Consider the following 25,605-nt stretch of genomic DNA (forward strand, 5'->3'; position numbering starts at 1 on the left):
CGTAGGACCGCCTGGTACCGCGGAGCTTATGGAAAGCCCAGGTACTCTATCCGGACGGATTTGGATACGTAACGATTTTTGAGAAGATGGCGCGCCCGGCATGATTCGATCGTACCACCGCCTGGTACCGCGGAGCTTATGGAAAGCCCAGGTACTCTATCCGGACGGATTTGGATACGTAACGATTTTTGAGAAGTTGGCGCGCCCGGCACGATTCGAACGTGCGACCGCCTGGTACCGCGGAGCTTATGGAAAGCCCAGGTACTCTATCCGGACGGATTTGGATACGTAACGATTTTTGAGAAGTTGGCGCGCCCGGCACGATTCGAACGTGCGACCGCCTGGTTCGTAGCCAGGTACTCTATCCAGCTGAGCTACGGGCGCGTAACAGGTATGAGGACTATTCAGGAAAGTTGACCACTTCTATCTAACTGGCGCGATCTGCAGGTTTTCAACCTTTGACCGCCTGGTACCGCGGAGCTCATGAGAGCCCAGGTACTCTATCCAGCTTCTTTTCGAAGTTGGCGCGCCCGGCACGATTCGAACGTGCGACCGCCTGGTTCGTAGCCAGGTACTCTATCCAGCTGAGCTACGGGCGCTTCCTGTATATCCCCAAGGGGACTAGCGGTTGATGCTTTTCTGCCTTGTTAGAGTCACTCTTTCGAGTCACTCTTATAAGTGGCGCGCCCGGCACGATTCGAACGTGCGACCGCCTGGTTCGTAGCCAGGTACTCTATCCAGCTGAGCTACGGGCGCTTACAGAAAATGGCGGTGAGAGAGGGATTCGAACCCTCGATACCCAGGAGGTATACACCCTTAGCAGGGGTGCGCCTTCAGCCACTCGGCCATCTCACCGCATCAACGGCGCGTACTATACAAGACTGATTTTTAAAAGAAAAGGGAAAATTGAAATTTTATTCCTGTTCCTGGCTATCGCCGGATTTTTCGCGCTGGATGCGCTGGTAAATCTCTTCGCGATGAACAGAAACGTCCTTCGGTGCATTGACACCTATACGGACCTGGTTGCCCTTGACGCCCAGCACGGTCACGGTGACGTCGTCGCCGACCATCAGGGTTTCGCCCACACGACGGGTTAGAATTAACATCTGTCGGATCTCCTTAAGCTTTCCTAGTACTGCAGGCCCGTGGATTCGTCGGCCAGCCGCTTTTTTCGAGAACCGTCCGCCGGTTCCATACCCCCATGGCTCCACAGCCTGACGGACAATTCCAGACCCCTGCCTGCCCGGGCCACTGCGGCACGCAGACACCCGTGCACAAGCGAGGGTCATTTCAAGGCTGACTTAACTATAGCCTACTTCAACAACGCCACTATTCGCTGACAGTATCGACCTTGTCGAGTTCGAATGCCGAATGCAGACCGCGTACGGCCAGCTCCAGATACTTCTCGGCAATCACCACCGACACCTTGATTTCGGAGGTCGATATCATCTGGATATTGATGTTGTCCTGCGCCAGCGCATCGAACATCTTGCTGGCCACACCGGCGTGGGAACGCATGCCGACGCCGACGATGGACACCTTGGCGATCTTGTTGTCCCCCAGTACCTCACGGGCCCCCAGCTCGGTACAGACCTGCCTGAGGATATCCTGCGCCTTGGCGAAGTCGTTACGATGCACGGTGAAGGTGAAGTCGGTGGTGCGGTCGTCGGCGACGTTCTGCACGATCATGTCGACTTCGATATTGGCCCGGCTGATAGGCCCGAGAATGCGGGAGGCAACACCGGGAATATCGGGCACGCCCATCACGGTCAGTTTCGCTTCGTCACGGTTGAAAGCGATACCGGAGATAACTGGTTTTTCCACTGTATCCTCATCCTCTATGGTAATCAGGGTGCCAGGGCCGTCCTGGAAACTGTGCAGCACGCGCAGCGGCACTTTGTACTTGCCGGCGAATTCGACCGAGCGGATCTGCAGCACCTTCGATCCCAGGCTGGCCATCTCCAGCATCTCCTCGAAGGTGATCTTGTCGAGACGGGTCGCCCCCTCGACCACGCGGGGGTCGGTGGTGTATACGCCGTCGACGTCGGTATAGATCTGGCATTCGTCGGCCTTCAGCGCCGCGGCAAGAGCCACGCCGGTGGTATCGGAGCCGCCCCGGCCCAGGGTGGTGATATTGCCGTCAGGGTCGACGCCCTGGAAGCCGGCGACAACAACAACGCGCCCGGCTGCCAGGTCGCGGCGCATGCCATCCACTTCGATATCCTGAATCCGCGCCTTGTTGTGGGCACTGTCGGTCAGAATCTTGACCTGACTGCCGGTATAGGAACGGGCACCGACACCGCGCTTCTCCAGCGCCATGCACAGCAGCGCAATCGTGACCTGCTCACCGGTCGAAACCAGCACGTCCAGTTCGCGCGGATTCGGCGTGTCCTGAATGGCGTTCGCCAGCCCGATCAGGCGGTTGGTCTCGCCACTCATCGCCGATACCACGACCACCAGGTCGTGTCCCTCTTCGCGGAAGCGCTTGATCTTGTCCGCCACCGCTTCGATTCGTTCTACAGTACCAACGGACGTCCCGCCGTATTTCTGTACAAATAGAGCCATTTTCCTCTGTTCCTTATAAAGGCCCGCTGCTGACTGACATCAAGTCGCCTTCGGCGCCTGTGATGGGTTCCCTGGTAATCCGCTCCTGCGTTTTCAGGATTCCCGCCATCCCTGGCGGTTACGCGGCGCCCGGAGGGCTGAGCCGCCAACCCATCCTACGTTTCTGTTCGCTGTAAACTGTTAACTCGCCGTCAGAGTGCCGCTTCGAGCAGCCCCGGCACCGCCGCCAGCGCCGCCGGCAGAGCCGCCACGTCAGCGCCACCGCCCTGGGCCATATCCGGACGACCACCGCCCTTGCCGCCCACCCTGGCCGACAGCTCCCGAATCAGGTCGCCCGCCTTGACACGGCCGGTCAGATCCTTGGTGACACCGGCGACCAGGCTGACCTTGTCGTCCTGTGCCACGGCCAGCACGACCACACCGCTGCCAAGCTTGTTCTTGAGCTGGTCCAGGGTATCGCGCAGCGCCTTGGGCTCGACACCGTCGAGCTTCTCGACCAGCACCTTGACGCCCTTGACCTCAACCGCCCTGCCCACCAGCTCACCGCCCTGCAGGCTGGCCAGCTTGCCCTTGAGCTGTTCCAGCTCCTTCTCGAGCTGGCGGTTGCGATCCGACAGGCCGCGAACCTTGTCGACGAGGTTGTCGCGGCTGCCACGGGTCAGGCTGGCGATCTCGCTGCAGGTGTTTTCGAGCTGTCCGAGATAGGCCTCGGCACCGGCACCGGTCACCGCCTCGATACGGCGCACGCCGGAGGCGATACCGCTCTCGGCAACGACCTTGAGCAGACCGATATCACCGGTGCGGCGCACATGGGTACCACCGCAGAGCTCGGTGGAAAAGTTGTCGGAGCCCATGGACAGCACCCGCACCTGCTGGTCGTACTTCTCGCCGAACAGCGCCATCGCCCCCTGGACTTGGCCGCCTCGATATCCATGATCTCGGTAGTGACCTCGGAGTTGGCCCGGATCTGGGCATTGACCATCTCCTCGACTTCGCGCAGTTGCTGCGGTGTCAGCGCCTCGAAGTGGGTAAAGTCGAAACGCAGGCGCTCGGCGTTCACGAGGGAGCCCTTCTGCAGCACATGTTCGCCGAGCACACGACGCAGCGCCTCGTGCAGCAGGTGGGTGGCGGAGTGGTTCAGCGCCGTGGCCTGACGACGGGCCCGATCGACCTCGGTCGCGACCTTGTCGCCGATTTTCAGCACGCCCTCGGCAACGCGGCCGTGGTGCAGATGGTTCTTGCCTTCCTTGCTGCAGTCCTCGACGGCGAACTCGCCGCGATCCCAGCGCAGGCGGCCGGAATCACCCACCTGACCGCCGGACTCGGCATAGAAAGGCGTATTGGAGAGCACCACGATGCCAGACTCGCCGGCCGACAGCTGGTGCACCGGCTCGCCTTCGCGGAACAGGGCTACGACGCTGGCGCTGTCTTCCAGCAACTCGTAACCGCTGAAGGCGGTCTCGCCCTCGAGTTCGAGCCTGTCGTTGTAATCGACCGAGAAGGAGCCGGTGGCCCGAGCGCGCTGGCGCTGCTCGGCCATCGCCTGTTCGAACGCATCCATATCGACGCTCAGGCCGTGCTCGCGGGCGACATCGGCTGTCAGGTCAACCGGGAAGCCGTAGGTATCGTAGAGGCGGAACAGGGCATCGCCGGGAATCACGCTGCCGTCGAGTTCGTCGATCACCTGCTGCAGCAGACGCATGCCGTTGTCGAGGGTGCGGGCAAACTGCTGTTCTTCTTTCAACAGCACGCGCTCGACCTGGTCCTGCTGTTTGACCAGTTCGGGATAAGCGCCCCCATCTCGGCCACCAGGGCCGCCACCAGCTTGTGGAAGAACGGTTCGCGGGCGCCGAGCTTGTTGCCGTGACGGATGGCGCGGCGGATGATGCGACGCAACACGTAACCGCGGCCTTCGTTCGACGGCAGCACGCCATCGGTGATCAGGAAGGAGCAGGAACGGATATGGTCCGCGATCACGCGCAACGACTTGCTGTCCAGATCATCGGTACCGACGGTTTCGGCCGCGGCCTTGAGCAGGTTCTGGAACAGGTCGATTTCGTAGTTGCTGTGCACACCCTGCAGCACTGCGGCGATGCGCTCAAGACCCATGCCGGTATCGACGGACGGGCGCGGCAGCGGCTCCATGGTGCCGTCGGCGGAACGGTTGTACTGCATGAAGACGACGTTCCAGATCTCGATATAGCGGTCGCCGTCTTCGTCCGGGCTGCCCGGAGGGCCACCGGCCACTTCCGGGCCGTGATCGAAAAAGATCTCGGTGCAGGGACCGCAAGGGCCGGTATCGCCCATGGCCCAGAAATTGTCTTCGTCGAGCCTGGAGAAACGCTCGGGGTCGATGCCGACCTCCTCTTTCCAGATGCGCTCGGCTTCGTCGTCGCTGTGGTGAACGGTGACCCAGAGACGCTCCTTCGGCAGTCCGAACACTTCGGTCAGCAGCGTCCAGGCGAAACCGATCGCCTCGCGCTTGAAGTAGTCGCCGAAGCTGAAGTTGCCCATCATCTCGAAGAAGGTGTGGTGTCGGGCGGTATAGCCGACGTTTTCCAGGTCGTTGTGCTTGCCGCCGGCACGGACACAGCGCTGCGCGGTCGTGGCACGGCTGTAATCGCGCTTGTCGTCGCCGAGAAAGACATCCTTGAACTGCACCATGCCCGCGTTGGTGAACAGCAGTGTCGGGTCATTGGCAGGAATCAGCGGGCTCGACGGCACGATTTCGTGGCCCTGCTGTTTGAAGTAGTCCAGGAAAGCCTGGCGAATCTCGGCACTCGTCATGTATTTCATTAGCACGAACCGTTACGGATGGTTGGTTGCTCGACTGGCTTCAGGGTGGCGTATTTTCCGGGCCTGAAACCCGGGCCGAAAGCCACGCAAAAATGGCGAGACAGTATATAACGTGGGCGAAAATTGTACGAACTTTTTTCCGATTTCGGCCTTGATTTACGCGGCTGGCGGCTTATTCCGCGTCGTCCTGCTCGAGCGCATAACGGGCCTGATCGGGACTGTAGCCGCGTGCGGTCAGATAGCGCATCCGCTTCGCCCAGGTCTGGCGGTCATCCCGTGCCACAGGCGGGAAGCGCCGCCGGGCCAGATCGCGGGCCTGCTCGAACCAGTCGACCGGCTCCTCGTCCAGAGCCTGCTGCCAGAGTTCCTGACCGATACCCTTGCGACCGAGATCGGACCGGATGCGCATCGGGCCAAAGCCCTGGGCCGCCTTGCTGCGAAGATAGCTGGCTGTGAAACGGGCGTCGCTGAGGTAACCCTCGTGCTGCAGCCGATCCAGCGCCTCCTGCAGTAACGCGCTGTCGCAGCGGGCCGCCAACTTCTGCTCCAGTTCTCGCCGGCTGTGCTCGCGTCGCGCCAGCAGGCGAATCGCCGCTGCCTTGATTTCCGTCTCCGTTTCGTACATGGCCACTCCCCCTGAAAAGACAAGCAATGGTAAGGATAGATAAGTCCGGCGGCCAGCCGCTCCGTTGGCCGTCGCAACAAGCTGCTACTATTCAGAGGCGTCCTTGCACGGCGACTTTTCCGGATACAGACAGGCGCGGAATTCCCGGAGCACGTCGATGCCGGAGCTTCCCGAAACCTTCGGTGGAATTCGCTTCGCTCATTGCCACCCTACCCGTTGCTCCACAACGAACAGGAGATTCCCATGGCCGTCACACCTTCGACAATGATGCCCCTTGGCACCCGCGCACCGGACTTCGAGCTGCTGAACGTTCTGAGCGGTGAGCCACTGACGCTGCAGGAGGGCGCCGGCGCCCAGGGCACCCTGGTCATCTTTATCTGCAACCATTGCCCTTTTGTGCGCCATATCGAGGACGCCCTGATTGAATTCGCCTGGGACTACCAGCCCCGCGGCATCAACGTCATCGCGATCTCGGCCAACGATGCCGCCGCCTTCCCCGACGACAGGCCCGAATGCATGAAAGACCGGGCCTCGGCCAAGGGCTATCCTTTTCCCTACCTCTATGACGAGACCCAGGCGGTGGCCCGCGCCTATGACGCCGCCTGCACGCCGGACCTGTTTCTCTTCGACAGTCAGTTCAGATGCGTCTACCGCGGCCAGTTCGACGACTCGCGCCCCGGCAATGACCTTCCGGTCACCGGCCAGGACCTGCGCAGAGCCTGCGACGCCCTCTTTGCCGGCAACCCGGTGGACCCGGACCAGAAGCCGAGCAGCGGCTGCAACATCAAGTGGAAATCGGAAGCCTGAAGGACGCTCGCAGGCGCGCTATCAAGCAGCCGCCGTGATCACCGTCGAAGCCAGGTAGCCGGCATAGCCGATATAGGCCGCCAGCAGTATGGCGCCTTCCAGGCGGTTGATGCGCCCCGGCTTGCGCCGAAAGCCGTAACTCATTACGAATAGCGCCAATGTCAGCGCCGCCATCACGGCCCAGTCGCGATAGAGCACGACGGACTCCACCGACAGCGGATGAATGGACGCGGCAATACCCACTACCGCCAGGGTGTTGAACAGGTTGGACCCGAGCACGTTACCCAGCGCCAACTCATGTTCGTTCTTGCGCACCGCGGCGAGACTGGATGCCAGCTCCGGCAGCGAAGTACCGATGGCGACGATTGTCAGACCGATCACCAGGTCACTGACCCCGAGGCTCTGGGCAATGGACACCGCACCCCAGACCAGAATGCGGGAACTGGCGATCAGCAGCAGCAGGCCCGCTATCAGCCAGAACAGTGCTTTTGACAGCGGCATCGGATGGCTGGCGAACTCAGCACTGGTTTCCGCCTCCATTTCCGCCAGCATCGCGTCGTCGCGTTGACGCAGGCCGCTGCGGATCGACCAGCCCATAACGACGGCGAACACCAGCAGCAGCAGCAGGCCGTCGAGCCGACTGAGCTCGCCATCGAGCAGCTGCAGCGCCGCAAACAGCGTGATCAGCGCCAGCAGCGGCAACTCCTTGCGCAGGATGCCGGACTGGACGGTAATGGGGCTGATCAGCGCCACCAGACCGAGGATCAACGCAATATTGGCGATGTTGGAACCATAACCGTTACCCAGGGCAAGGCCGGGATTGCCGTCGAGGGCCGCCAGCGCCGAGACCACCATTTCGGGGGCCGAGGTACCGAAGCCGATTATCACCATACCGATCAGCAGCGTCGGCATGCCGGCATGCTTCGCGGTCGCGGCCGCGCCGTCGACGAAGCGGTCGGCACTCCACACCAGCAGCACCAGGCCGCCGATCAAAGCAAGCAAAGGCAGCATCATGACAGCACCTCCCGGGCGGCGGTTTGACGCAGGCAATCGAAGGCTGCGGACAGGCGTCCGCGACAGGCATTTGAATGAATCGGGCTGAAAGCAGGCATGATGACATTTCGGGGCCGGCACGGACACGGAGACAAACCGAAAGCGCCGGCCCTGGTGGCATTCGGTCAGTCTCAGGTCTCATCAATCCGATACCGGACATGGCCGCCACGGACCTGCGGGTCCGGAGCTTGTTGACGACCATCCTGGCGGGCGCCAGGAGACTACTCCCCTAAGTGGGGTGAAGAATAGCAGGGATGGATCGCAAAATAAAAGCGTTACGGGTGACGCGTTACGCTTGACCCGTAACCATAAAAAAAGGCTCTTCGCAGATTGGAGGGAAGCCAGACGACAATATCGTAGGATGGGTGAAACGACGCCGGGATACGGGATATCTGATCCCGACGCAGCCAGGGCGTCGTGTAACCCATCTTCGGGCGTCAAGTCAGCACTGCGGAAGCTGAAGTCATTGATGGGTTGCGCCGCGCCACCTTCGTTGCCTATCGACAACAGAGTGCCATTGCGGCTCCACCCATCCTACGAATGATGCCTTCTTCCCGCTAAAGCGCGATGAACCTAAAAAAACCCGGCGCAGGGGCCGGGCAACAAGACAACGGTATTCTTTAGCAGGCGGTCAGGCCGTTACCACTCACCGCTCATCATTTACCACTCACCTGCCAATCAATATTCGACGACCACGTCGCCCTGGGGTACGCTGCAGCAGGACAGGATGTAGCCCTCTTCGACGTCCTCGTCGGTGATGCCGCCGTTGTGCGTCATCTCGACGTCGCCGGAGACCTTCAGCACCTTGCAGGTACCGCAGATGCCCATGCCACAGGCCTTCGGGATATGCAGACCCAGTTTCGACGCCGCCGCGTGGACGGTCTCGCCCGGAACGATCTGGACGCTCTTGCCGGTGCTCGCGAAGTCGACGCGCAGCATATCGGAGGCCTGGATCGCTTCGGCTTCTTCCACCGCCTGTTCGGCGAACTCTACGACTTCTTCCTGCACCTCGACCGGGGTCGCACCGAAGGACTCCTCGTGGTAGCGGCTCATGTCGAAGCCGTTTTCCATGAGCAGCTTCTTGACGGCGTTCATGTAAGGCGTGGGGCCGCAGCAATAGACTTCGCGTTCCATGAAGTCCGGCGCCATCAGCTCGAGCATCGACTGATTCAGATAGCCGCGGAAACCGAACCAGGCCTCGCCCAGCTTGTCGCTGTGCTCGCAGACGATATGCAGCTTGAACTCGGGTATCCGCGAGAAGATATGTTCCAGCTCACGGTGGTAGATGATGTCCTTCGGCGAGCGGGCGCTGTGGATGAATTCCACGTCCACGGCGGAATTGGTGTCGAAGTACCAGCGGACCATGGACATCAGAGGGGTGATCCCCACGCCGCCGGAGAGCATCAGCACCTTGTCTGCGGGGAAATCCATGCAGTTGAACTGGCCGACCGGTCCGTGCACGGCCAGTTCGGTGCCTTCGACCATGTTGTCGTGCAGCCAGTTCGACACCAGGCCGCCCGGCGCGCGTTTAACTGTGATCGAGAAGCTGTAGGGCACCGACGGCGAGCTGGAGATGGTGTAGGAGCGAAAAATCTGCTCGCCGTTGATTTCCAGTTCCAGCGTCACGAACTGGCCGGGCTTGAAGAAGAACATCACCGGCTGTTCCGCCATGAAGCAGAAGGTCTTGACGTCCCAGGTTTCCTGGATCGCCTTGACACAGCGCACGACGTGACGGCCGTTGCTCCAGGTCCGGGTGGTGACCAGATTCGACGCCTCGGTATTCACCAGGCTGACAGTGGGGTTGTTCATGGCGCTTCTCTCGTATTGTCCGCAGACGCAGGTTGGGTCGGGAAAGCCTGAATGCTTTCAGGTTCCGCGGAGGGGGCGACGTCCTGATATATGTCAATTCTGCCCCTGTTGTTATGGCGCCATTGTGTGCCCGGCCGAAGCCAGCCACTTAACTCTCAGCGACACAAACTTGTCTGTCTACACCACCCCAAACCCGCGCGATTACTGGGACGTCGAAAAGAACACTCCGGCATGTCGCAAATAGATAAACCCTACCTTTTGTGTTGGCGCACTATTCGCCTCAAGACGCCTTCTCAAGGTACCCGCTTCAGGGCTCACGCTGACGGACAGGCGGCGTCTTTAAACGACAACAAGCATCAGGTTCTCACGGGCGGCCAAAGCCCCCACGGCGAACGAGGATAAGCACTAAATGAACCAGAACGACCTGCTCAACATTTCCTACGCCGATGTCGATACTGCGCGCAAGGAGATGGACCGCCTGCTTAAAACCCGCCAGCGTAACTACTCACTGCCGCGTGAGCTGTACAACGACCCGCAGATGTTCCGCATCGATATGGAAGAGGTCTTCCAGAAAGAGTGGCTCTTCGTCGGCATGACCAGCGAGATCCCGAAGAAGGGCGACTACATGACCGTCGAAATCGGTCAGAACCCGGTACTGGTCGTGCGCGACGCCGACGGCTCCGTCAATGCCTTCCACAACACCTGCCGTCACCGTGGCTCGCGTCTGTGCTCGCAGCACCGCGGCAAGGTCGCCAACCTGGTGTGCCCGTACCACCAGTGGACCTACGACCTGAAGGGCAACCTGCTGTTCGCCGGCACCGACATGGGCGAAAGCTTCGACAAGTCCCAGCACGGCCTGAAAAAGGCGCACTGCAAGACCGGCGGTGGTTTCATTTTCGTCTGCCTGGCCAAGAACGCGCCGGAAGGCGACTTCGACGACTTCCTCGCGACCCTCGAGGAGTACATGGAGCCGTACGATGTGGAGAACACCAAGCTGGCGGTGGAATCCAACATGTACGAGCAGGCCAACTGGAAGCTGGTCATCGAGAACAACCGCGAGTGCTACCACTGCGCCGGCAACCACCCGGAACTGCTGAATACCCTGCTGGAGTGGGACGACACCGAAGACCCGCGCGCCTCCGAGGAGTTCCTGGCCCAGTACAAGCGCCAGGCTGCCGAGTGGGACGCCGAGGGCATTCCCCACGAGCACAAGAGTTTCGGCGTGCGCAACCGCATCGTGCGGATGCCGCTGAAGGAAGGCACCCAGGTCATGACCATCGACGGCAGCGAAGGCTGCGACAAGCTGATGGGCCGCATCAAGAACCGCCACCTCGGCTCGATGCGCATCCTGCACCTGCCGAACTCCTGGAACCACATGCAGAGCGATCACTTCATCGTCTTCCGCGTGCTGCCGATCTCGGCCCAGGAGTCCCTGGTCACCACCAAGTGGTTCGTGCACAAGGACGCCGTCGAAGGCGTCGACTACGATCCCGCCAAGCTGCGCCAGGTCTGGGACGCCACCAACGACCAGGACCGTCAGCTGGGTGAAGAGAACCAGCGCGGCATCAACTCCCTGGGCTATGAGCCGGGCCCGTACTCCGAGACCTTCGAGTTCGGCGTGATCAACTTCCTGGACTGGTACAGCGAAACCGTCCAGAAGAACCTCGAAAGCTCCGACAAGTAAGCCCCGCCAGCCCCCCGGCCCGCTCGCCCCCCTGGCAGCGGGCCTTTTTTGTATCAGGCGAACGCTATTTTCTGCCCTGGTGAAGCCTCCTTCCTTGAGATGTATCAATTTAGCGACACATGTTTGTAACAAATGCCCCGAGTGGGTGTAGACTCTCCTACCTTTAACTTGGCCGCCGAGAAATCAGGGAATGAACAGACGCCCGACCAGCATCCGACGCTACCTGCTGCAGAGAACCCTGCTGTTTTCCGCCATCGGTTTCCTGCTGCTGCTCGTCGTTGCCGGCCAGGCCTATAACAGCAGCATCCGCGCCAACGCCGAACAGGTCGCCCGCTCCGTCGCCCAGAGCACCTTCAATGCGATGTACCTGATCATGAGCCAGGGTTGGACCCGCCAGCAGCTCGAGCAGTTCATCGGCCGGCTGGAAGAAGCCAACGACGAAGAGCAGCTCAAGGTCTCGATCTACCGCGGCCCCCTCGTTACCGAACTGTTCGGACCGATTCGCCAGCCCGCCCTCGATACCGAATTGCAACAGGTACTGGGCCACGGCGAAGTCGCCCGGCATACCGCCGACGACAATCTGCGCTACCTGTACCCGCTGCGCGCGGAAAAGACCTGCCAGGCCTGTCATACCAACGCCCGTATCGGCGATACCCTGGGCGTGATCGAGGTGCAGCAGGACCTGAAGGAGCAGTTCCGTTCCGCCAACCGCACGCTGCTGCACTATCTGCTGCTGCTGTCGCCGCTGCCGCTGCTGTTCGCCTTCTGGGCCGTGCGCAAGGTCACGACCCGGGTCAACCGCTCGGTGGAACACCTGTCGAACAGCATCCGCCAGGTCGAGTCGCTGTCGGACCTGCCGCAGCTGGCGCTGCGCGACCGCGACTTCGGTTTCCGTGAACTGAACCGGATCTTCACCCAGGTCGCCCAGCTCAGCGACAAGCTGCGCACCATCGCGGTGGACAAGGACCTGCTCGAGTTCGAGATACGGCTGCTGGAAAAATTCGTCATCACCTCCGAAGTGGTGCGGGACTGGCGTGAGTATGTGCAGGTACTGATGCAGGACATCAGCCAGGTACTGAAGATCTACACCATGTTCTCGATCTTCAAGGTCGACGACGAAATGTTCGACCTGGAGATTTTCTGGCACGGCCAGCCCACGCCCGAAACCCGGCAGATGATGGAGGACGCCGTGCTCAAGCGGCTGCGCGACAGCAACTCCCCTTCTGCATCAGCGAATTCCAGGTCCATCACAACATCACCCAGGCGGACCACCCACTTGAACTGGCAGCGAGTCAGATCGAGCTGCAGACCAAGTCGCTGCTGGTCGAAACCCCGAAGATCGGCGGCATCGTCGGCATCGGCGTCCAGGCCGACATCGTCAAGGATGCTACCCGTGTACTGGTGTTGGAGAGCATCCTGTCGACGCTGCTGAACGTGGTCGGCTCGGTCAAGGCGATCTACAAGTACACCCGCGATCTCGAGTATTACGCCACCCGTGACCCGCTGACCAATCTCTACAACCAGCGCATGTTCTGGGAGCTGCTCGAATACGAACTGGACCGCTGCGAGCGTCATGGCTACAAGGTCGCACTGCTGATGCTCGATCTGGACAACTTCAAGGCGATCAACGACGGCTACGGCCATGCCTGCGGCGATCAGCTGCTGACGGAGCTGTCGGCCGTTTTGCAGCAGCAGCTGCGTACCGGCGATGTCCTGGCCCGTTACGGCGGCGACGAATTCGTCGTTATCCTGCCGGAGGCCAGCCTGGAAGTCGCCGCTGAGACCAGCGAACGCATTCTCGCCGCGACCCAGGACTTCGGCATGCAGCGGGACAACGGCGTCACCGTTCGGGTCACCAGCTCCATCGGAGTCGGACTCTATCCGGACCATGCCCGCAATCGCAAGGACCTGTTCATGTTCGTCGACAACCTGATGTACCGCTCCAAGTCCCTGGAAAGGACCGCATCAGCCTGCCTCACGAACAGGACCTGGCCGATATTTTCCGCGATCTCAACCGCAAGTCCCTGCTGGTCAGCGAGGCGATCGAGAATCGCAGCGTCATCCCGGCGTTCCAGCCGATCATGCCCAATGCCGACGGCGAACCGATGGCGGTGGAAGTACTGTGCCGCATCCGACTGCCCGACGAGCGCCTGATGAGCGCCGGCGAGTTCATCGAGCTGGCCGAATCGATGGGCAAGGTCCATCAGCTAGACTACGTGGTGATGGAGAAGGCGTTCGAAGCGGTGCAGCGCAGCGGCTATGACGGTCTGCTGTTCATCAACCTGTCACCGCGCTCGATCCTGATCGACGATTTTCTGCGCCGCATCCGCACCCTGACCCGGACCTACGCGATCCACAACGAACGCATCGTCTTCGAAATCACCGAGCGCGACACCGTCAAGAGCATGGCGACACTGGAGAAATTCGTCAGTTGTCTCAAGGACAGCGGTTTCAAATTCGCGATCGACGACTTCGGCTCAGGCTTCTCGTCCTTCCACTACCTCAAGCATCTGCCGATCGACTTCGTCAAGATCGAGGGCGAGTTCATCGCCAACATGGCCAACGACAGCCGCGATCTCGCCTTCGTCACCAGCATCACCCGGCTGGCCGGCGAACTGAAGGTCAGAACCGTCGCCGAGTTCGTCGAGTCGGCCGAGATCCTGGAACAGGTCAGGGCGATCGGCATCGACTACGCCCAGGGCTACCATATCGGCCATCCAACGCTGTCGCTGGAAGAGCTGGTGGGAGACCTGAGGACGTAGGTTGGAATGATGCCCCGAAGGGGCGAATTCCGACGGGGTGGTGTCGGTTGCCGCCAAAGGGATACCCCGGAATTCGCTCGCTCTTTCCAGGCTACGGGCTATCCCACCCTTTACACCTTACGCACATACAAATGCGAATCATTGTCATTATTCTTAGCTTAATGTATTCTCACCTCCGGTAAATCGTCACCGGATCTGAAAGGATGCAATCGATACAACCCCAGCACCGACCCGACCTGAGAGGGCTCATGGCGCACACGGCCGGGCTCGTACCGGCCCTGCAGGGCCGCATCGGCCGGCCACGGTCGGGAGATATCGTCACTGGCGCCGACAACAGCCGCGTCATCGCATCGTTGCTCGAGCATCTTCGGCATCATTACCCGGAAGCCGGTCACCACTACTGGTCGGTCCGTTGCTGGGGCCTGCTGATCTGGCAGCCGGTGGTACTGGGACTCGCCGCCGTGCATCTGGGCGGCTGCGCGCTTCGTTTTACAAATCTCGGCCAACAGGCCGGCGACGGCATCGTCGCCGGTTACTCCCTGCCCGACCAACCGCTGCAACCCGGATCGGAGTCACGCCTGATCGCCCAGGCAGCATATGAGATCCGCAGCCTCGGCGATCCGCTGCTGGAGCAGCTGGCGGGGCTGGTGCGGATCAACCCGGTCCTGGCCCGGCGCCTGCTCGCCGACCGCGTGCTGGCGACGCTGCTGCATCTGCAGGCAGAGTCACAGCAGCCGGACAACGACGCCCTCCACGATCTGGCCCGGTGCTGGCTGACAGCCCTGGACCTGGACGGGGCCAGCGACCTGATGAGCATCGACCGGCCCGGCGGCGGCCAGCGACTGGCACTCGACCGCAAGGGCTGCTGCCAGCATTACCGCCGTCTTGACGGCGGGCTCTGCAGCACCTGCCCGCGCCTTGCGCGGGCCGAACGCATCGAACGACTGCAACTGGAGTGGAGCGACCATGCTGGAACTGAATGATATCCGCATCTACCGTCAGGGCCGCACCATCCTGAGCCTCGACCTGCTCAGGCTTGCCGAGGACCAGATCACCGTGATCCTCGGTCACAACGGCTCGGGCAAGTCGACCTTGATGAACCTGGCGGCACGCCAGCTCGTGCCCGACGAAGGCCGGCTGTACCTCGACGGCAAGCCCCTCGAGTCCTTTTCGCAGCGCGCCTTCGCCCGCCGTATCGCCTTCCTGCCGCAGCGTCTGCCCGAGGTCGCCGGCCTCAGCGTGCGCGAGCTGGTACGCCTGGGCCGCTTCCCGTGGCGGGGGCTGCTCGGCCGCTGGCAGGCCGACGACCTGGCGCACGTCGACCAGGCCATGGCGCAGACCGACGTCGCCCACTATGCCGATCACCTGACCGACCTGCTGTCCGGCGGCGAACGCCAGCGGGCCTGGGTCGCGATGCTGCTGGCCCAGCAGTCGCCGCTGCTGCTGCTCGACGAGCCGACTTCGGCGCTGGACCTGTCGCACCAGTACGAACTGATGACGCTGCTGCGCCAGCTCAACCGCGACAGCGGCCGTGGCATCGCCGTCATCCTGCACGACATCAACCTGGCACTGCGCTTCGCCGATCGCATCATCGCCCTGAAACAGGGCCGGCTGGTATTCGACGGCGCCCCCTCCGAGCTGCTGTGCGAACAGCGGTTGTCGGCGCTCTACGATATCGAGATCCGTCTCTGTGATCATCCCAGCCAGCCCGAACAGATCGCCGTCGTCGCCTGAGAACCCTTTCCATGTATCAATACCTGCTGATTTCCCTGCTGCTTTTCGCCCTGTCCCATCCACTGTTCGCCGCGACCATCGAGGTGCGTGACAGCCTCGGCGTGCACCATTTCGAGCAACCGGCCCGTCGCGTCGTGACATTGAACTGGGGCGCCACCGAAGAGGTGATCGAGCTCGGCGTCACGCCGGTCGGGGTCGCCGAAATCCAGGGCTACCGCGACTGGGTCGTGCAGCCTGCGCTCAGTGCCGACAGCGCCGACGTCGGCACCCGCGCCGAACCCAATATCGAGCGCATCGCCGAACTCACGCCGGATCTGATCGTCGTCGGCACCCTGCAGCGCGACCTGGTCGAGCGGCTCGAGCGCATCGCGCCGGTGCTCTATTTCGACAACTACCGCATCGATCACGACAACCACCAGGCCGTACTGCGATCCTTCCGCCAGCTGGCCCGGGCCCTGGGCCGCGCAGCCGAAGCCGAGCGCCGCCTCGCCGAGCGCGACGCGCGACTCGAGGAACTGAAGCGCCAACTGCGTGACCACTATGGCGACGCCCTGCCCGGGTCACCGCCGTGCGCTTCATGGATACCGCCCATGTCCGCGTCTACGGCGACAACTCCATGCCACAGGTCGCGCTCGAGGCCCTGGGACTGGCGCCGGCGCTGCCGATCCCGCCATCCGTCTGGGGACAGAGCCAGAGGGCGCTCACGGACCTGGCGAAGATCGAGGACGGCACCCTGCTCTACATCGAGCCCTTTCCCAAGGCCGAAGCGCTGTTCTCGATGCCGCTCTGGCAGATGATGCCCTTCGTCAGGAACAACCGTATCGCCGCCGTCGCGCCGGTCTGGACCTACGGCGGAGCCCTGTCGATCCAGTACCAGGCCGAAGCCTTCACCGAGTCCCTGCTAAAGCTCGCGCCATGACCCGTCGTTACCTGATCACCCTGGCGCTGCTGGCGCTGATGGCACTGGCACATCTGCAGCTCGAAACCGATCTGCCGCTGGCCCGCCAGTGGAGCCTTTTGCTGGGGCAGCCCCCGGCGGACTTCGCCGACTTCCAGTACCATTTCTCCAGCCTGCCGCGCCTTGCGCTGGCGCTGCTGATCGGCGCCGCCCTGGGACTGATCGGCAGCCTGCTGCAACAATTGCTACAGAATCCCCTGGTCTCGCCGATGACGCTGGGCGCCACCTCCGGCGCCTGGTTCGGCCTGCTGATCACGACCATCGCCTGGCCGGCATTCGCCGCCGGGCACGGTGAATGGTCGGCGATGCTCGGGGCCGCCCTGGCGGTGCTGCTGGTGATGACGATCGCCGGCCGGCACGGCCTGCGGGGGCTGCCGGTGGTGCTGGCCGGGATGGCGGTGAACCTGCTGTTCGGTGCGCTCGCTTTCGGCCTGGTGCTGCTCCACGACCAGTATGCCCGCGATGTCTTCATCTGGGGCTCCGGCAATCTCGCCCAGACCGACTGGCAGCAGGTACAGTGGCTGGCGCCGCGCCTGCTGCCGATCCTGCTGTTGCTGCTGATCGCACCGCGCCCGCTGACGCTGCTGCGCCTGGGCGATGGCGGCGCCGAGGGCCGCGGCCTGAGCCTGCTGCCGATCATGCTGGGGTTGCTGCTGCTGGTGCTCTGGCTGACCGCCGTCTCGATCACCGCGGCCGGCATGATCGGCTTCATCGGCCTGCTGACCCCGAACCTGGCGCGCATGCTGGGCAGCCGCGGCGCCCGTGACGAACTCTGCTACAGCCTGCTGCTCGGCGCCCTGCTGCTACCCGCCACCGATGCCATCGCGCTGGCCTTCAGCCAATGGTCGACCGAGCTGGTGCCCACCGGCGCCGCGGCGGCGCTGATCGGCGCACCGGCGCTGATCTGGCTGTCGCGCCGCCGTCTCGCCGCCGGCGACCAGGAGGGGGACGGATGCCGACGGGCCGCCTCGAGCTGCCGCGCCGTCTCTGGCAGGCGGTCGCCCTGGCGCTGCTGGGTGCGGTACTGGTATCGGTTGCCTTCGGCCCCGCCGGTTCCGGCTGGCGCTTCGAGTGGCCCGACGCCCTGCTCTGGTCGCTGCGCTGGCCGCGCATCCTCGCGGCGGCTGCGGCGGGCTTCGGACTGGCGATCGCCGGCGTCATGCTGCAGCGCCTGATCCGCAACCCGCTGGCGAGCCCCGACATCCTCGGCCTGTCGGCCGGCGCGACGCTGGCGCTGGTGATCGCGGCGATGACGTTCGGCGGCTCGATCCGCACCGCCGGCCCTGGTCGCCTTCGGCGGCAGCCTGTCGATCCTGCTGCTCCTGCTGGCGCTCGGACGGCGGCATCGCTATGCCCCCGGGATCATGGCGCTGATGGGAATCTCGCTGGCCGCCCTGCTGGATGCCGTGCTGCGCTTCACCCTGGCCACCAGCAGCGAAAACGCCGTCGCCCTGATCGGCTGGTTGTCGGGCTCCACCTACCGGGTATCCGAATCCGAAGCCCTGCTGCTGAGTGCCGGCATTCTCGTCACCGCCGCGCTCGCCCTCGCCTGCCAGCGGGCACTGACGCTGATCTCGATCGGCGAAGGTATCGCCGCGGGGCGCGGGCTCGACCTGGCCCGCACCCGCATCCTGCTGCTGACCCTGGTCTCGCTGATCTGCGCGCTGGTGACCTCGGTGATGGGGCCGGTCGCCTTCGTCGGCCTGCTGGCACCGCATATGGCGACCCTGCTCGGCGCACGCAAGGCGCTGCCGCAGCTGCTGCTGGCGGCCTTTATCGGCCTGCTGCTGATGCTGCTGTCCGACTGGCTGGGGCGGGTCGTCGTCTATCCGATGCAGATCCCCGCCGGCCTTGTCGCCTCCATCGTCGGCGGCAGCTATTTCGTCTGGCTGCTGGCCCGGCGCCGTCTGGCCTGAGCCTTTTCATTGCAAGGATCTCCATGTTCAACTATTTCGAACGCCTGACCGAGCCGTTTCCCGAGACGCCGGTCCAGCAGCCACCGGGCTCGCGGCTGCTGCGGCTCAAGAGCCTGTCCCAGTTCATCATGTGGGAGATCGCCGGGCTGTTCCGCAATATCGGCACCGTCCAGGACGGTCTCAACACCCTGTCCCGCCCCCAGGCCGTACGGGACGCGCCGGAGGCCCGCCAGTTGCAGATTCGCGGCGGCGGCATCCGCTTCGAGCTGCTGGCGCTGAACGGCCGCTACGCCCAGCTCTGGCGCCACCAGAGGGGCGGCTTCCTCGGCACCACATAGGTTGGAATGACGCCCCGACAGGGACGGATTCCGACAGGAGGTCGGCACGGCAGTTGAAACATCGCGCCACGTAGGTTGGGTGCAGGGGCGAAGCCGCGTAACCCAACACCATTTCCATACCGCCTTCGACCAATCGATCTGCAAAACGATCGATATGACGGGTTTCGCGATGCCTGTACCCCCTCAGTATTTTTGGATTGGTGCCAAGGCATCGCCCTACCCATCCCGCTACCGGGAATGCCGAATTTTTCCTGAATCTACATTCAAATGAGATTGATTTTTATTTATATTACTAGACATCTAACTATATATTCATTTAGCAAAACCCCGCATCGAACCGACAAGCTCGTAAACCCGTCGCCGGGGGCAGGAACTGCAAGGAGAACGTCCGACCATGGCATTCAGGAAACAACCGCTGGCAATCTGCGTGCTTACCGCCCTCGGCACGACTGCAGCCACCGGCCTGCAGGCAGCCGAACAGCAGCAGGAGGTCCTGCTGCAGACCCTGAACGTCTCCGGAGTAGGCATCAGCGCCGAAACGGAGCATTCCGAATCCTACCGGGCTCCGCTGGTCAGCAGTGCCACCCGGCTCGAACTGACGCCACGCGAAACCCCGCAGGCGATGGCGACCGTCACCCGGGCCCAGATCGAGGATTTCAGTCTCGATACCCTCAACGAGGTGCTCGATTTCACCCCCGGCGTCTCGGTCGAGCGTGTCGAGACCGATCGTACCTATTACACGGCCCGCGGTTTCGACATCACCAACTTCCAGGTCGACGGCCTTGGGGTTCCGTCGATCTATGACAATATCTACGGCGATCTCGACACCGCCACCTTCGACCGCGTCGAGGTGCTGCGCGGCGCCAACGGCCTGCTCTCCGGCACCGGCAGTCCGTCCGCCACCGTCAACCTGGTGCGCAAACGCCCGACCGACAGCTTCCAGGCATCCGTGGATGCCGGTGTCGGTTCCTGGGATCATTACCGCCTGCAGGGCGACGTTGCCGGCCCGCTGAACGACGCCGGCACGGTACGCGGCCGTCTGGTCGCGGTCGCCGACAACGGCGGCTCCTACCTGGATCGCTACGAGAAGGAACGCAACGTCCTGTACGGCGTCGTCGAAGCGGACCTGGGCAAAAATACCCTGCTGACCCTGGGTCACACCGAGCAGCGCGACTATGCCGACAGCCCGCTCTGGGGCGCCCTGCCGATGCAGTTCACCGACGGCACCCCGACCGATTACGACGTCTCGACCAGCACCTCAACCGACTGGGCCTACTGGGACAACGCCACCAGCGATACCTTCGTCGAGCTGAAGCAGCAGCTCGCCAACGACTGGTACGGCATTGCCCGCCTCACGCGGATCAAGAGCAAGTCCTACAGCAAGCTGTTCTACGTTTACGGCGCGCCGGATACGGATACCGGGCTTGGACTCTCCGCCTATCCCAGCCGCTATGACTTCAAGAGCGATCAGCTGATCGCCGATTTCTATGCCACCGGCCCGTTCAGCCTCGGCGGCCGCGAGCACGACCTGGTACTGGGAGCCCAGTGGTACGAATCCGAGGTCTGGGACGAGTCCAATTACGGCCGAGGCATCGGCACGGCCCTGGACCCGCTGGAGGATTTCGACGGCGACTACCCGGAGCCTGCCTTCGACGCCGCCGTGGCCGGCAGCGAGTGGGAAGACGAGCAGACCGCCGTCTACGGCGCCGCGCGCTGGAGCCTGACCGACCGGCTGTCGCTGATCACCGGCCTGCGCGTCACCAGTCTGGATTCCGAGGGCCAGAGCTACGGCACCCGCCAGGATACGTCCTACGACAACGAGCTGACGCCTTACGCCGGCGCCGTTTACGATCTCAACGACACCTGGTCGGCCTACGTCAGCTATACCGAGATCTTCGATCCGCAGAGCGAAGTCGACATCAACCGAAAGCGCCTCGAGCCGATCGAAGGCAGCAACTACGAAGTCGGCCTCAAGGCGGATCTGTTCGACGGCCGTGCCTACGGTGCCCTGGCGGTGTTCCGTTCGCAGCAGGAAAACGTCGCCGAAGCCGCCGGCACCATTCCGGGCTCCGTGGATACCTACTATGTCGGCGTCGACGGCATGACCAGCGAAGGTTTCGAGCTGGACCTCGCCGGCGAGGTGCTGCCGGGGCTGCAGGCACTGGCCGGTTACACCTATGTCGATATCGAGGACGCCGACGGCAATGGGGCCAAGAAGGACACGCCGCACCACCTGTTGAAGCTGGCCACGAACTATCGTCTGCAGTCGCTGCCGCAGCTCAGGGTCGGTGCCGCCTACCGCTGGCAGGACGAAGTCTCCAGCGGGGCCGCCCGTCAGGACAGCTACGGCCTGCTGGACCTGATGGCGATGTACGAGTTCACGCCGAACCTGTCGGCGACACTCAATCTCAACAACGGCACCGACGAGAAATATCTCAACAGCGTCCGCTGGGATCAGGCCTACTACGGCGCGCCGCGCAATGCGATGTTGAAGCTGAACTGGACATACTGACTGTCCCCCGGGAGAGCTCCGGCCTTCCCCCTTTTTCAACAGGGCCGGCCGGAATTACAGGTTCCCGCCGCCCGACCACATTCGCTGAATCCGCGACTGGCTCAGACGGCAATTCTCGCCTAGTCTTCAAACACTGAAAAAGCAGATCATGTAGCCAGCGGAGGCTGTCATGCAGGGTGACAAGAAAGTTATTTCCCTCCTCAATCAGGTTCTGACCACTGAACTCACGTCGATCAACCAGTACTTTCTCCATGCCCGGATGTTCAAGAACTGGGGCCTGGGCGAACTCAACGAAAAGGAATACAGGAAATCGATCAAGGACATGAAGCAGGCGGACGACCTGATCGAACGCGTGCTCTTCCTCGAAGGGCTTCCCAATCTCCAGAAACTCAACGCCCTGCGTATCGGCGAGCATACCGAAGAGATGCTGCAGTGCGACCTGGATCTGGAGATGGAGCAGCTGGCTCAGCTGCGCGAAGCCATAGCCTACTGCGAGTCCCAGGGCGACTATGTCAGCCGCGAGCTACTGGAAGATATCCTCGAAGACGAGGAGGAATACGTCGACTGGCTCGAAACCCAGCAGACCCTGATTCGGGATATCGGCATCGAAAATTATCTGCAGTCGCAGATGTAGGCGGGAGGTCGCTCAATGAAAGGCAACAAGAAGGTCATCGACAGCCTGAACACCCTGCTGGCCAGCGAACTCGCGGCGATGGATCAGTACTTCATCCATTCCCGGATGTATCAGGACTGGGGATTCAACAAGCTGTACGAGCGCATCGACCATGAATTCGACGACGAGAAAGGCCATGCGGCACTGCTGATCGAACGGATCCTGTTCCTCGAAGGGACACCGGACATGACCAAGCGCGACGACCTCAGGATCGGCAAGTCGGTACAGGAGATGCTCGAGAACGATCTCCAGCTCGAGTACGACGTCGACAAGGCCCTGAAGGACGCGATCAAGCTCTGCGAAAGCCAGAAGGACTACCAGAGCCGGGAAATTCTGGAGAAGCTGCTGGCCGATACCGAGCAGGATCACGCCTACTGGCTGGAAAAGCAGCTCGGGCTGATCAAGAAGGTCGGGCTGCAGAACTATCTGCAGTCGCAGATGTAGCCCACCCCGCCGTCCGCGTCGGCAACAGCACCGGACCTACACCCTGGCCCGGTGCCGTCCCTCCTGTCCGAACACCGGCGCCACAGTCACCGTTTGTAGCTTGAAGCTTACAGCCTGCCTATCCTGTACGCCTTGCCGAACCCCTTCACATACCGGCCATTGGCCGGCACCAGCTCGAACAGATTGAAATCCGCCAGCGTCCTGAGCTGGTCGATGACCGATCCGAAACGCTCGCCGATACGTTCGAGCAGCGGTGTCCATCGGGGATCATCGCGACCGATCAGTGCCGCCTCGACATCGAAGCTCAGCCGCAGCCGGGCAAAGGGCTGGCGGGTATCGGCTTCGTCGGCAGCCAGCATCAGCGAAGCGTGCGGATTGGTCTTCAGGTTCACCGCATGTTCGGAAAGATCACTGAGGAAAAGATAGAAGCGGCCATCGACGACCAGGAAAGGAGCCGTGCTGGCATGGGATCGCCCGCCGGGCGTGAGACTGGCGAGGAAAAGCAGCTTGCGCGAGGCGATGAAATCCTGCACTTCTGCGATCAGTGCCGGATCATCGTCCGCCGAGCTCAGCACTGGCCCCTTGTTTTCCATGCCGTCTCACTCCACTACTATGCACGGAATCAGCGCCCCAGTGCCGGTACCAGATACTGATCGATAGCCCTGGCAACATCCGGCAGCATCAACTCGCGCTGCGCCCGCAGCTCATGGACCAGTGCTGTCGCCTGCGCCTTGCTGACAGCCCCCTGGGGCTTGGCCAGCCAGTTCAACAGTTGCCGGCAACAGCTTTCCGCATCGGAGCCATTGCTGATCGGCACCCCGAGATGCACCAGTCGCTCGCGGAAATCGTCCTGATCGATCAGATCGGCATACATCATGATTGTGTCCTCTCTCTGCCGCAAAAGAAAAGGGGCGCCGACCCGCGTCGGCACCCATTGTTTTGCTTTCGTAAGGCGTTAAGCGTTAAGCGTTAAGCGTTAAGCGTTAAGCGTTGGAAAATATAATCCCGCGCCTTACGCACCTACGCCTTACGACATACACAGCCTTCAGTAAATCTCCGTTTTCAGCCCCTTGTACAGACTCACACACATCAGCGTCAGCACCAGAGTGAACGGCAGCCCGGTCGTGATCGCACCGGCCTGCAGTGCCGTCAGCGCATCGGCGCCGCCACCGATCAGCAGCACGCCGGCGATGATACCCACCAGCGTAGCCCAGAACAGGCGCTGCAGCATCGGCGCATCGGTCTTGCCGCCGGACGTGATACTGTCGATGACCAGGGATCCGGAGTCGGCCGAGGTGATGAAGAACACCAGAACCAGCATGACGGCGACGGAAGACATCAGCATGGTCAGCGGCAGGTTCTCGAACATCTGGAACATGGCCAGTGAAACATCGGAGATACCGCCCGCCAGGGCACCGACGCCGGACTGTGCCTGCTCGAGGGCGGTGCCACCGAGCACGCCCATCCAGACCACGGTCACCAGGGTCGGGACCAGCAGCACGGCGATCATGAATTCACGCACGGTACGACCTTTGGACACCCGCGCAATGAACATGCCAACGAACGGCGACCAGGACACCCACCAGGCCCAGTAGAACACGGTCCAGCCATGGAACCAGGTGCCGTCTTCACGGCCGACCCAGTTGCTCAGCGGCACGATGTTTTCGGCATAGCTGCCCAGGATGGTGCCCATGGAACGGAAGATCTCCAGAGTGGGCCCCAGAACGATGACCAGCGCAATCAGGCCGGCGGCGATGATCATATTGATGTTGCTGAGCAGCTTGACGCCACCATCGAGACCGCGGGCCACCGACAGCAGCGCGACACAGGTCACACCGACGATCACGGCGATCTGGGTACTGATGTTGTTCTCGATGCCGAACAGGTAGTTCAGACCGCTGGCAGCCTGCTGAGCGCCAAAACCCAGCGAGGTTGCCAGTCCAAAGATGGTCGCCAGTACCGCCAGGATGTCGATGACGTGACCGATCGGCCCCCAGCAGCGCTCACCCAGCAACGGATAAAACGCCGAGCGCACGGTCATCGGCAGACCCTTGTTGTAGCAGAAGAAGGCCAGTGCCAGCGCCACTACACCGTAGATCGCCCAGGGATGCAGGCCCCAGTGAAACATGGTGGCGCCCAGCGCCATCGAAGCGCCTTCAGGCGTCTTCGCGGCAACATTCAGAGGCGTACCGTACCAGTCGGTGTAGTAGGCAACGGGTTCGGCTACGCTCCAGAACATCAGCCCAATGCCCATGCCGGCAGCAAACAGCATCGAGAACCACGATACAGTGGAAAATTCCGGCCTGGCGGCGGTGCCACCGAGACGGACCCGGCCGATCGGCAGAACGATCAGGGCCAGACAGAAAATAACGAAGGCATTGCAGCCAATCATGAATAGCCAGTCGAAGTTTTCGATCGACCAGCTTCTGGCGCCGGTCATGGCAACCTTGGCTTCAGCGGGGAACAGCAGCGTTCCCATAATGAAAAGAAGAATCAGGCCGGCACTGACGCCGAAGACAGGATTATGGATATCCATACCCATAATCTGTACGTTATCTTGACCCAATTCATAGTCCGTGTCGTACTCGTTTCTTGTTACGGCTGTAGCCGTCGCGGTTTCTACACCAGCGTTCATGCAGCACTCCTCACCCGTATCGGGTTGATTGTCCGATCGTCGTTATTGTTATTTTGCGCGGTTTTCGTTCCTGCATGCCGACAACAAAGACTTGATATGCATCAATGCAACTGGCAGCAGAAACCTCTCGGCGCAATGGCCAGACAATCTTACAAAGCCCCCCGGAGCCAGTGTTCTGATAACGACACCAACATTGCCGAAATGACGCTATGGCGACATTGGAATCCTGATAGCGTCGTTCGTGCCGACTGACAACAGAGTCTTTTCGACCCGCAAACGCGCAACCGGAACCGA

Annotated in this window: 22 protein-coding genes, 4 tRNA genes and 4 pseudogenes; 16 read left to right on the forward strand and 14 right to left on the reverse strand. The window is 62.0% G+C overall.

Annotated elements, in window-relative coordinates:
• Positions 1 to 307 precede the first annotated feature (307 nt).
• From ACFQDL_RS07215 to ACFQDL_RS07255, 9 genes and pseudogenes are all read right to left on the reverse strand, one after another.
• Positions 308 to 384 (reverse strand) — tRNA-Arg (locus tag ACFQDL_RS07215).
• 138 nt (positions 385 to 522) lie between these two features.
• Positions 523 to 599: transfer RNA gene (locus ACFQDL_RS07220), tRNA-Arg, on the reverse strand.
• Positions 600 to 679: 80 nt separating this feature from the next.
• A tRNA-Arg gene (locus ACFQDL_RS07225) sits at positions 680 to 756 on the reverse strand.
• 10 nt (positions 757 to 766) lie between these two features.
• Positions 767 to 855 (reverse strand) — tRNA-Ser (locus tag ACFQDL_RS07230).
• Between the two features lie 59 nt (positions 856 to 914).
• Positions 915 to 1,106 carry a carbon storage regulator CsrA gene (csrA, locus tag ACFQDL_RS07235; RefSeq protein WP_379908426.1) on the reverse strand — a complete coding sequence of 64 codons (192 nt, stop codon included), beginning with the start codon at positions 1,104 to 1,106 and terminating at the stop codon, positions 915 to 917.
• 223 nt (positions 1,107 to 1,329) lie between these two features.
• Positions 1,330 to 2,565, reverse strand: a complete 1,236-nt coding sequence (locus ACFQDL_RS07240; RefSeq protein ID WP_379908427.1) for an aspartate kinase — start codon at positions 2,563 to 2,565, stop codon at positions 1,330 to 1,332.
• Between the two features lie 191 nt (positions 2,566 to 2,756).
• The gene (locus ACFQDL_RS07245; protein ID WP_379912942.1) at positions 2,757 to 3,374 is read right to left on the reverse strand and encodes a DHHA1 domain-containing protein; all 618 of its coding nucleotides are present in this window, start codon (positions 3,372 to 3,374) and stop codon (positions 2,757 to 2,759) included.
• Positions 3,290 to 5,361 (reverse strand): annotated as a pseudogene (alaS, locus tag ACFQDL_RS07250) (alanine--tRNA ligase). The gene ACFQDL_RS07245 and the pseudogene alaS overlap by 85 nt, the downstream one beginning before the upstream one ends.
• A 172-nt stretch (positions 5,362 to 5,533) precedes the next feature.
• Positions 5,534 to 5,986, reverse strand: a complete 453-nt coding sequence (locus ACFQDL_RS07255) for a regulatory protein RecX (RefSeq protein ID WP_379908428.1) — start codon at positions 5,984 to 5,986, stop codon at positions 5,534 to 5,536.
• A gap of 243 nt (positions 5,987 to 6,229) precedes the next feature.
• Between ACFQDL_RS07255 and ACFQDL_RS07260 the strand changes: the two genes are divergently transcribed.
• The gene (locus ACFQDL_RS07260; protein ID WP_379908429.1) at positions 6,230 to 6,793 is read left to right on the forward strand and encodes a thioredoxin family protein; all 564 of its coding nucleotides are present in this window, start codon (positions 6,230 to 6,232) and stop codon (positions 6,791 to 6,793) included.
• Between the two features lie 21 nt (positions 6,794 to 6,814).
• Here ACFQDL_RS07260 and ACFQDL_RS07265 read toward each other — a convergent pair whose 3' ends face one another.
• Both ACFQDL_RS07265 and ACFQDL_RS07270 read right to left on the reverse strand, forming a co-directional pair.
• Positions 6,815 to 7,807 (reverse strand): calcium/sodium antiporter, encoded by a 993-nt coding sequence (locus ACFQDL_RS07265; protein ID WP_379908430.1) that lies wholly within the window; start codon positions 7,805 to 7,807, stop codon positions 6,815 to 6,817.
• Positions 7,808 to 8,524: 717 nt separating this feature from the next.
• Positions 8,525 to 9,655, reverse strand: a complete 1,131-nt coding sequence (locus ACFQDL_RS07270; RefSeq protein WP_379908431.1) for an FAD-binding oxidoreductase — start codon at positions 9,653 to 9,655, stop codon at positions 8,525 to 8,527.
• Between the two features lie 409 nt (positions 9,656 to 10,064).
• On the opposite strand from ACFQDL_RS07270, the gene ACFQDL_RS07275 reads away from it, so the two are divergent.
• The 15 genes and pseudogenes from ACFQDL_RS07275 (at position 10,065) to bfr (ACFQDL_RS07345) (ending at position 22,676) form a co-directional block, all read left to right on the forward strand.
• On the forward strand, positions 10,065 to 11,339 hold the full coding sequence (locus ACFQDL_RS07275) for an aromatic ring-hydroxylating oxygenase subunit alpha (protein WP_379908432.1): 1,275 nt from the start codon (positions 10,065 to 10,067) through the stop codon (positions 11,337 to 11,339).
• A gap of 190 nt (positions 11,340 to 11,529) precedes the next feature.
• On the forward strand, positions 11,530 to 12,771 hold the full coding sequence (locus tag ACFQDL_RS07280) for a hypothetical protein (RefSeq protein WP_379908433.1): 1,242 nt from the start codon (positions 11,530 to 11,532) through the stop codon (positions 12,769 to 12,771).
• Complete coding sequence (locus ACFQDL_RS07285) at positions 12,741 to 13,493, forward strand: GGDEF domain-containing protein (RefSeq protein ID WP_379908434.1); 753 nt, start codon at positions 12,741 to 12,743, stop codon at positions 13,491 to 13,493. The genes ACFQDL_RS07280 and ACFQDL_RS07285 overlap by 31 nt, the downstream gene beginning before the upstream one ends.
• Positions 13,421 to 14,101 (forward strand): EAL domain-containing protein, encoded by a 681-nt coding sequence (locus tag ACFQDL_RS07290; RefSeq protein WP_379908435.1) that lies wholly within the window; start codon positions 13,421 to 13,423, stop codon positions 14,099 to 14,101. Before ACFQDL_RS07285 ends, ACFQDL_RS07290 begins: the two co-directional genes overlap by 73 nt.
• A gap of 248 nt (positions 14,102 to 14,349) precedes the next feature.
• Positions 14,350 to 15,084 carry a siderophore ferric iron reductase gene (locus ACFQDL_RS07295; protein WP_379908436.1) on the forward strand — a complete coding sequence of 245 codons (735 nt, stop codon included), beginning with the start codon at positions 14,350 to 14,352 and terminating at the stop codon, positions 15,082 to 15,084.
• Positions 15,068 to 15,835 carry an ABC transporter ATP-binding protein gene (locus ACFQDL_RS07300; protein WP_379908437.1) on the forward strand — a complete coding sequence of 256 codons (768 nt, stop codon included), beginning with the start codon at positions 15,068 to 15,070 and terminating at the stop codon, positions 15,833 to 15,835. Before ACFQDL_RS07295 ends, ACFQDL_RS07300 begins: the two co-directional genes overlap by 17 nt.
• Before the next feature lie 11 nt (positions 15,836 to 15,846).
• A pseudogene (locus ACFQDL_RS07305) lies at positions 15,847 to 16,305 on the forward strand (ABC transporter substrate-binding protein); the annotation flags it as partial.
• 98 nt (positions 16,306 to 16,403) lie between these two features.
• Complete coding sequence (locus ACFQDL_RS07310; RefSeq protein ID WP_379913484.1) at positions 16,404 to 16,754, forward strand: TroA family protein; 351 nt, start codon at positions 16,404 to 16,406, stop codon at positions 16,752 to 16,754.
• 38 nt (positions 16,755 to 16,792) lie between these two features.
• Positions 16,793 to 17,701 (forward strand): annotated as a pseudogene (locus tag ACFQDL_RS07315) (iron chelate uptake ABC transporter family permease subunit); the annotation flags it as partial.
• Positions 17,702 to 17,745: 44 nt separating this feature from the next.
• Positions 17,746 to 18,003 (forward strand): annotated as a pseudogene (locus tag ACFQDL_RS07320) (iron chelate uptake ABC transporter family permease subunit); the annotation flags it as partial.
• 73 nt (positions 18,004 to 18,076) lie between these two features.
• Entirely contained in the window at positions 18,077 to 18,709 is a 633-nt protein-coding gene (locus ACFQDL_RS07325; protein WP_379912944.1) for an iron chelate uptake ABC transporter family permease subunit, read from the forward strand.
• 23 nt (positions 18,710 to 18,732) lie between these two features.
• Entirely contained in the window at positions 18,733 to 19,047 is a 315-nt protein-coding gene (locus ACFQDL_RS07330; RefSeq protein WP_379913486.1) for a hypothetical protein, read from the forward strand.
• Between the two features lie 394 nt (positions 19,048 to 19,441).
• Positions 19,442 to 21,559, forward strand: a complete 2,118-nt coding sequence (locus ACFQDL_RS07335; protein WP_379908438.1) for a TonB-dependent siderophore receptor — start codon at positions 19,442 to 19,444, stop codon at positions 21,557 to 21,559.
• A gap of 169 nt (positions 21,560 to 21,728) precedes the next feature.
• Positions 21,729 to 22,193 (forward strand): bacterioferritin, encoded by a 465-nt coding sequence (gene bfr / locus ACFQDL_RS07340; RefSeq protein ID WP_379908439.1) that lies wholly within the window; start codon positions 21,729 to 21,731, stop codon positions 22,191 to 22,193.
• Positions 22,194 to 22,208: 15 nt separating this feature from the next.
• Positions 22,209 to 22,676 (forward strand): bacterioferritin, encoded by a 468-nt coding sequence (bfr, locus tag ACFQDL_RS07345; RefSeq protein WP_379908440.1) that lies wholly within the window; start codon positions 22,209 to 22,211, stop codon positions 22,674 to 22,676.
• A gap of 107 nt (positions 22,677 to 22,783) precedes the next feature.
• Here the strand turns inward: bfr (ACFQDL_RS07345) and ACFQDL_RS07350 are convergent, their stop codons facing one another.
• The 3 genes from ACFQDL_RS07350 to ACFQDL_RS07360 form a co-directional block, all read right to left on the reverse strand.
• A complete protein-coding gene (locus ACFQDL_RS07350; RefSeq protein WP_379908441.1) occupies positions 22,784 to 23,269 on the reverse strand; it encodes a pyridoxamine 5'-phosphate oxidase family protein in 486 nt (161 codons plus the stop codon).
• 29 nt (positions 23,270 to 23,298) lie between these two features.
• On the reverse strand, positions 23,299 to 23,553 hold the full coding sequence (locus tag ACFQDL_RS07355; protein ID WP_379908442.1) for a hypothetical protein: 255 nt from the start codon (positions 23,551 to 23,553) through the stop codon (positions 23,299 to 23,301).
• 168 nt (positions 23,554 to 23,721) lie between these two features.
• The gene (locus ACFQDL_RS07360) at positions 23,722 to 25,311 is read right to left on the reverse strand and encodes a BCCT family transporter (protein WP_379908443.1); all 1,590 of its coding nucleotides are present in this window, start codon (positions 25,309 to 25,311) and stop codon (positions 23,722 to 23,724) included.
• Between the last annotated feature and the right edge of the window lie 294 nt (positions 25,312 to 25,605).

The organism is Marinobacterium aestuariivivens, assembly GCF_042661465.1.
GTDB lineage: Bacteria > Pseudomonadota > Gammaproteobacteria > Pseudomonadales > Balneatricaceae > Marinobacterium_A > Marinobacterium_A aestuariivivens.

Coding starts and splice junctions, on each gene's coding strand:
- csrA (WP_379908426.1), bottom strand. CDS start 1,106: ATGTTAATTCTAACCCGTCGTGTGGGCGAAACCCTGATGGTCGGCGAC.
- ACFQDL_RS07240 (WP_379908427.1), bottom strand. CDS start 2,565: ATGGCTCTATTTGTACAGAAATACGGCGGGACGTCCGTTGGTACTGTA.
- ACFQDL_RS07255 (WP_379908428.1), bottom strand. CDS start 5,986: ATGTACGAAACGGAGACGGAAATCAAGGCAGCGGCGATTCGCCTGCTG.
- ACFQDL_RS07260 (WP_379908429.1), top strand. CDS start 6,230: ATGGCCGTCACACCTTCGACAATGATGCCCCTTGGCACCCGCGCACCG.
- ACFQDL_RS07265 (WP_379908430.1), bottom strand. CDS start 7,807: ATGATGCTGCCTTTGCTTGCTTTGATCGGCGGCCTGGTGCTGCTGGTG.
- ACFQDL_RS07270 (WP_379908431.1), bottom strand. CDS start 9,655: ATGAACAACCCCACTGTCAGCCTGGTGAATACCGAGGCGTCGAATCTG.
- ACFQDL_RS07275 (WP_379908432.1), top strand. CDS start 10,065: ATGAACCAGAACGACCTGCTCAACATTTCCTACGCCGATGTCGATACT.
- ACFQDL_RS07280 (WP_379908433.1), top strand. CDS start 11,530: ATGAACAGACGCCCGACCAGCATCCGACGCTACCTGCTGCAGAGAACC.
- ACFQDL_RS07290 (WP_379908435.1), top strand. CDS start 13,421: ATGCCCAATGCCGACGGCGAACCGATGGCGGTGGAAGTACTGTGCCGC.
- ACFQDL_RS07295 (WP_379908436.1), top strand. CDS start 14,350: ATGGCGCACACGGCCGGGCTCGTACCGGCCCTGCAGGGCCGCATCGGC.
- ACFQDL_RS07300 (WP_379908437.1), top strand. CDS start 15,068: ATGCTGGAACTGAATGATATCCGCATCTACCGTCAGGGCCGCACCATC.
- ACFQDL_RS07330 (WP_379913486.1), top strand. CDS start 18,733: ATGTTCAACTATTTCGAACGCCTGACCGAGCCGTTTCCCGAGACGCCG.
- ACFQDL_RS07335 (WP_379908438.1), top strand. CDS start 19,442: ATGGCATTCAGGAAACAACCGCTGGCAATCTGCGTGCTTACCGCCCTC.
- bfr (WP_379908439.1), top strand. CDS start 21,729: ATGCAGGGTGACAAGAAAGTTATTTCCCTCCTCAATCAGGTTCTGACC.
- bfr (WP_379908440.1), top strand. CDS start 22,209: ATGAAAGGCAACAAGAAGGTCATCGACAGCCTGAACACCCTGCTGGCC.
- ACFQDL_RS07350 (WP_379908441.1), bottom strand. CDS start 23,269: ATGGAAAACAAGGGGCCAGTGCTGAGCTCGGCGGACGATGATCCGGCA.
- ACFQDL_RS07355 (WP_379908442.1), bottom strand. CDS start 23,553: ATGATGTATGCCGATCTGATCGATCAGGACGATTTCCGCGAGCGACTG.
- ACFQDL_RS07360 (WP_379908443.1), bottom strand. CDS start 25,311: ATGAACGCTGGTGTAGAAACCGCGACGGCTACAGCCGTAACAAGAAAC.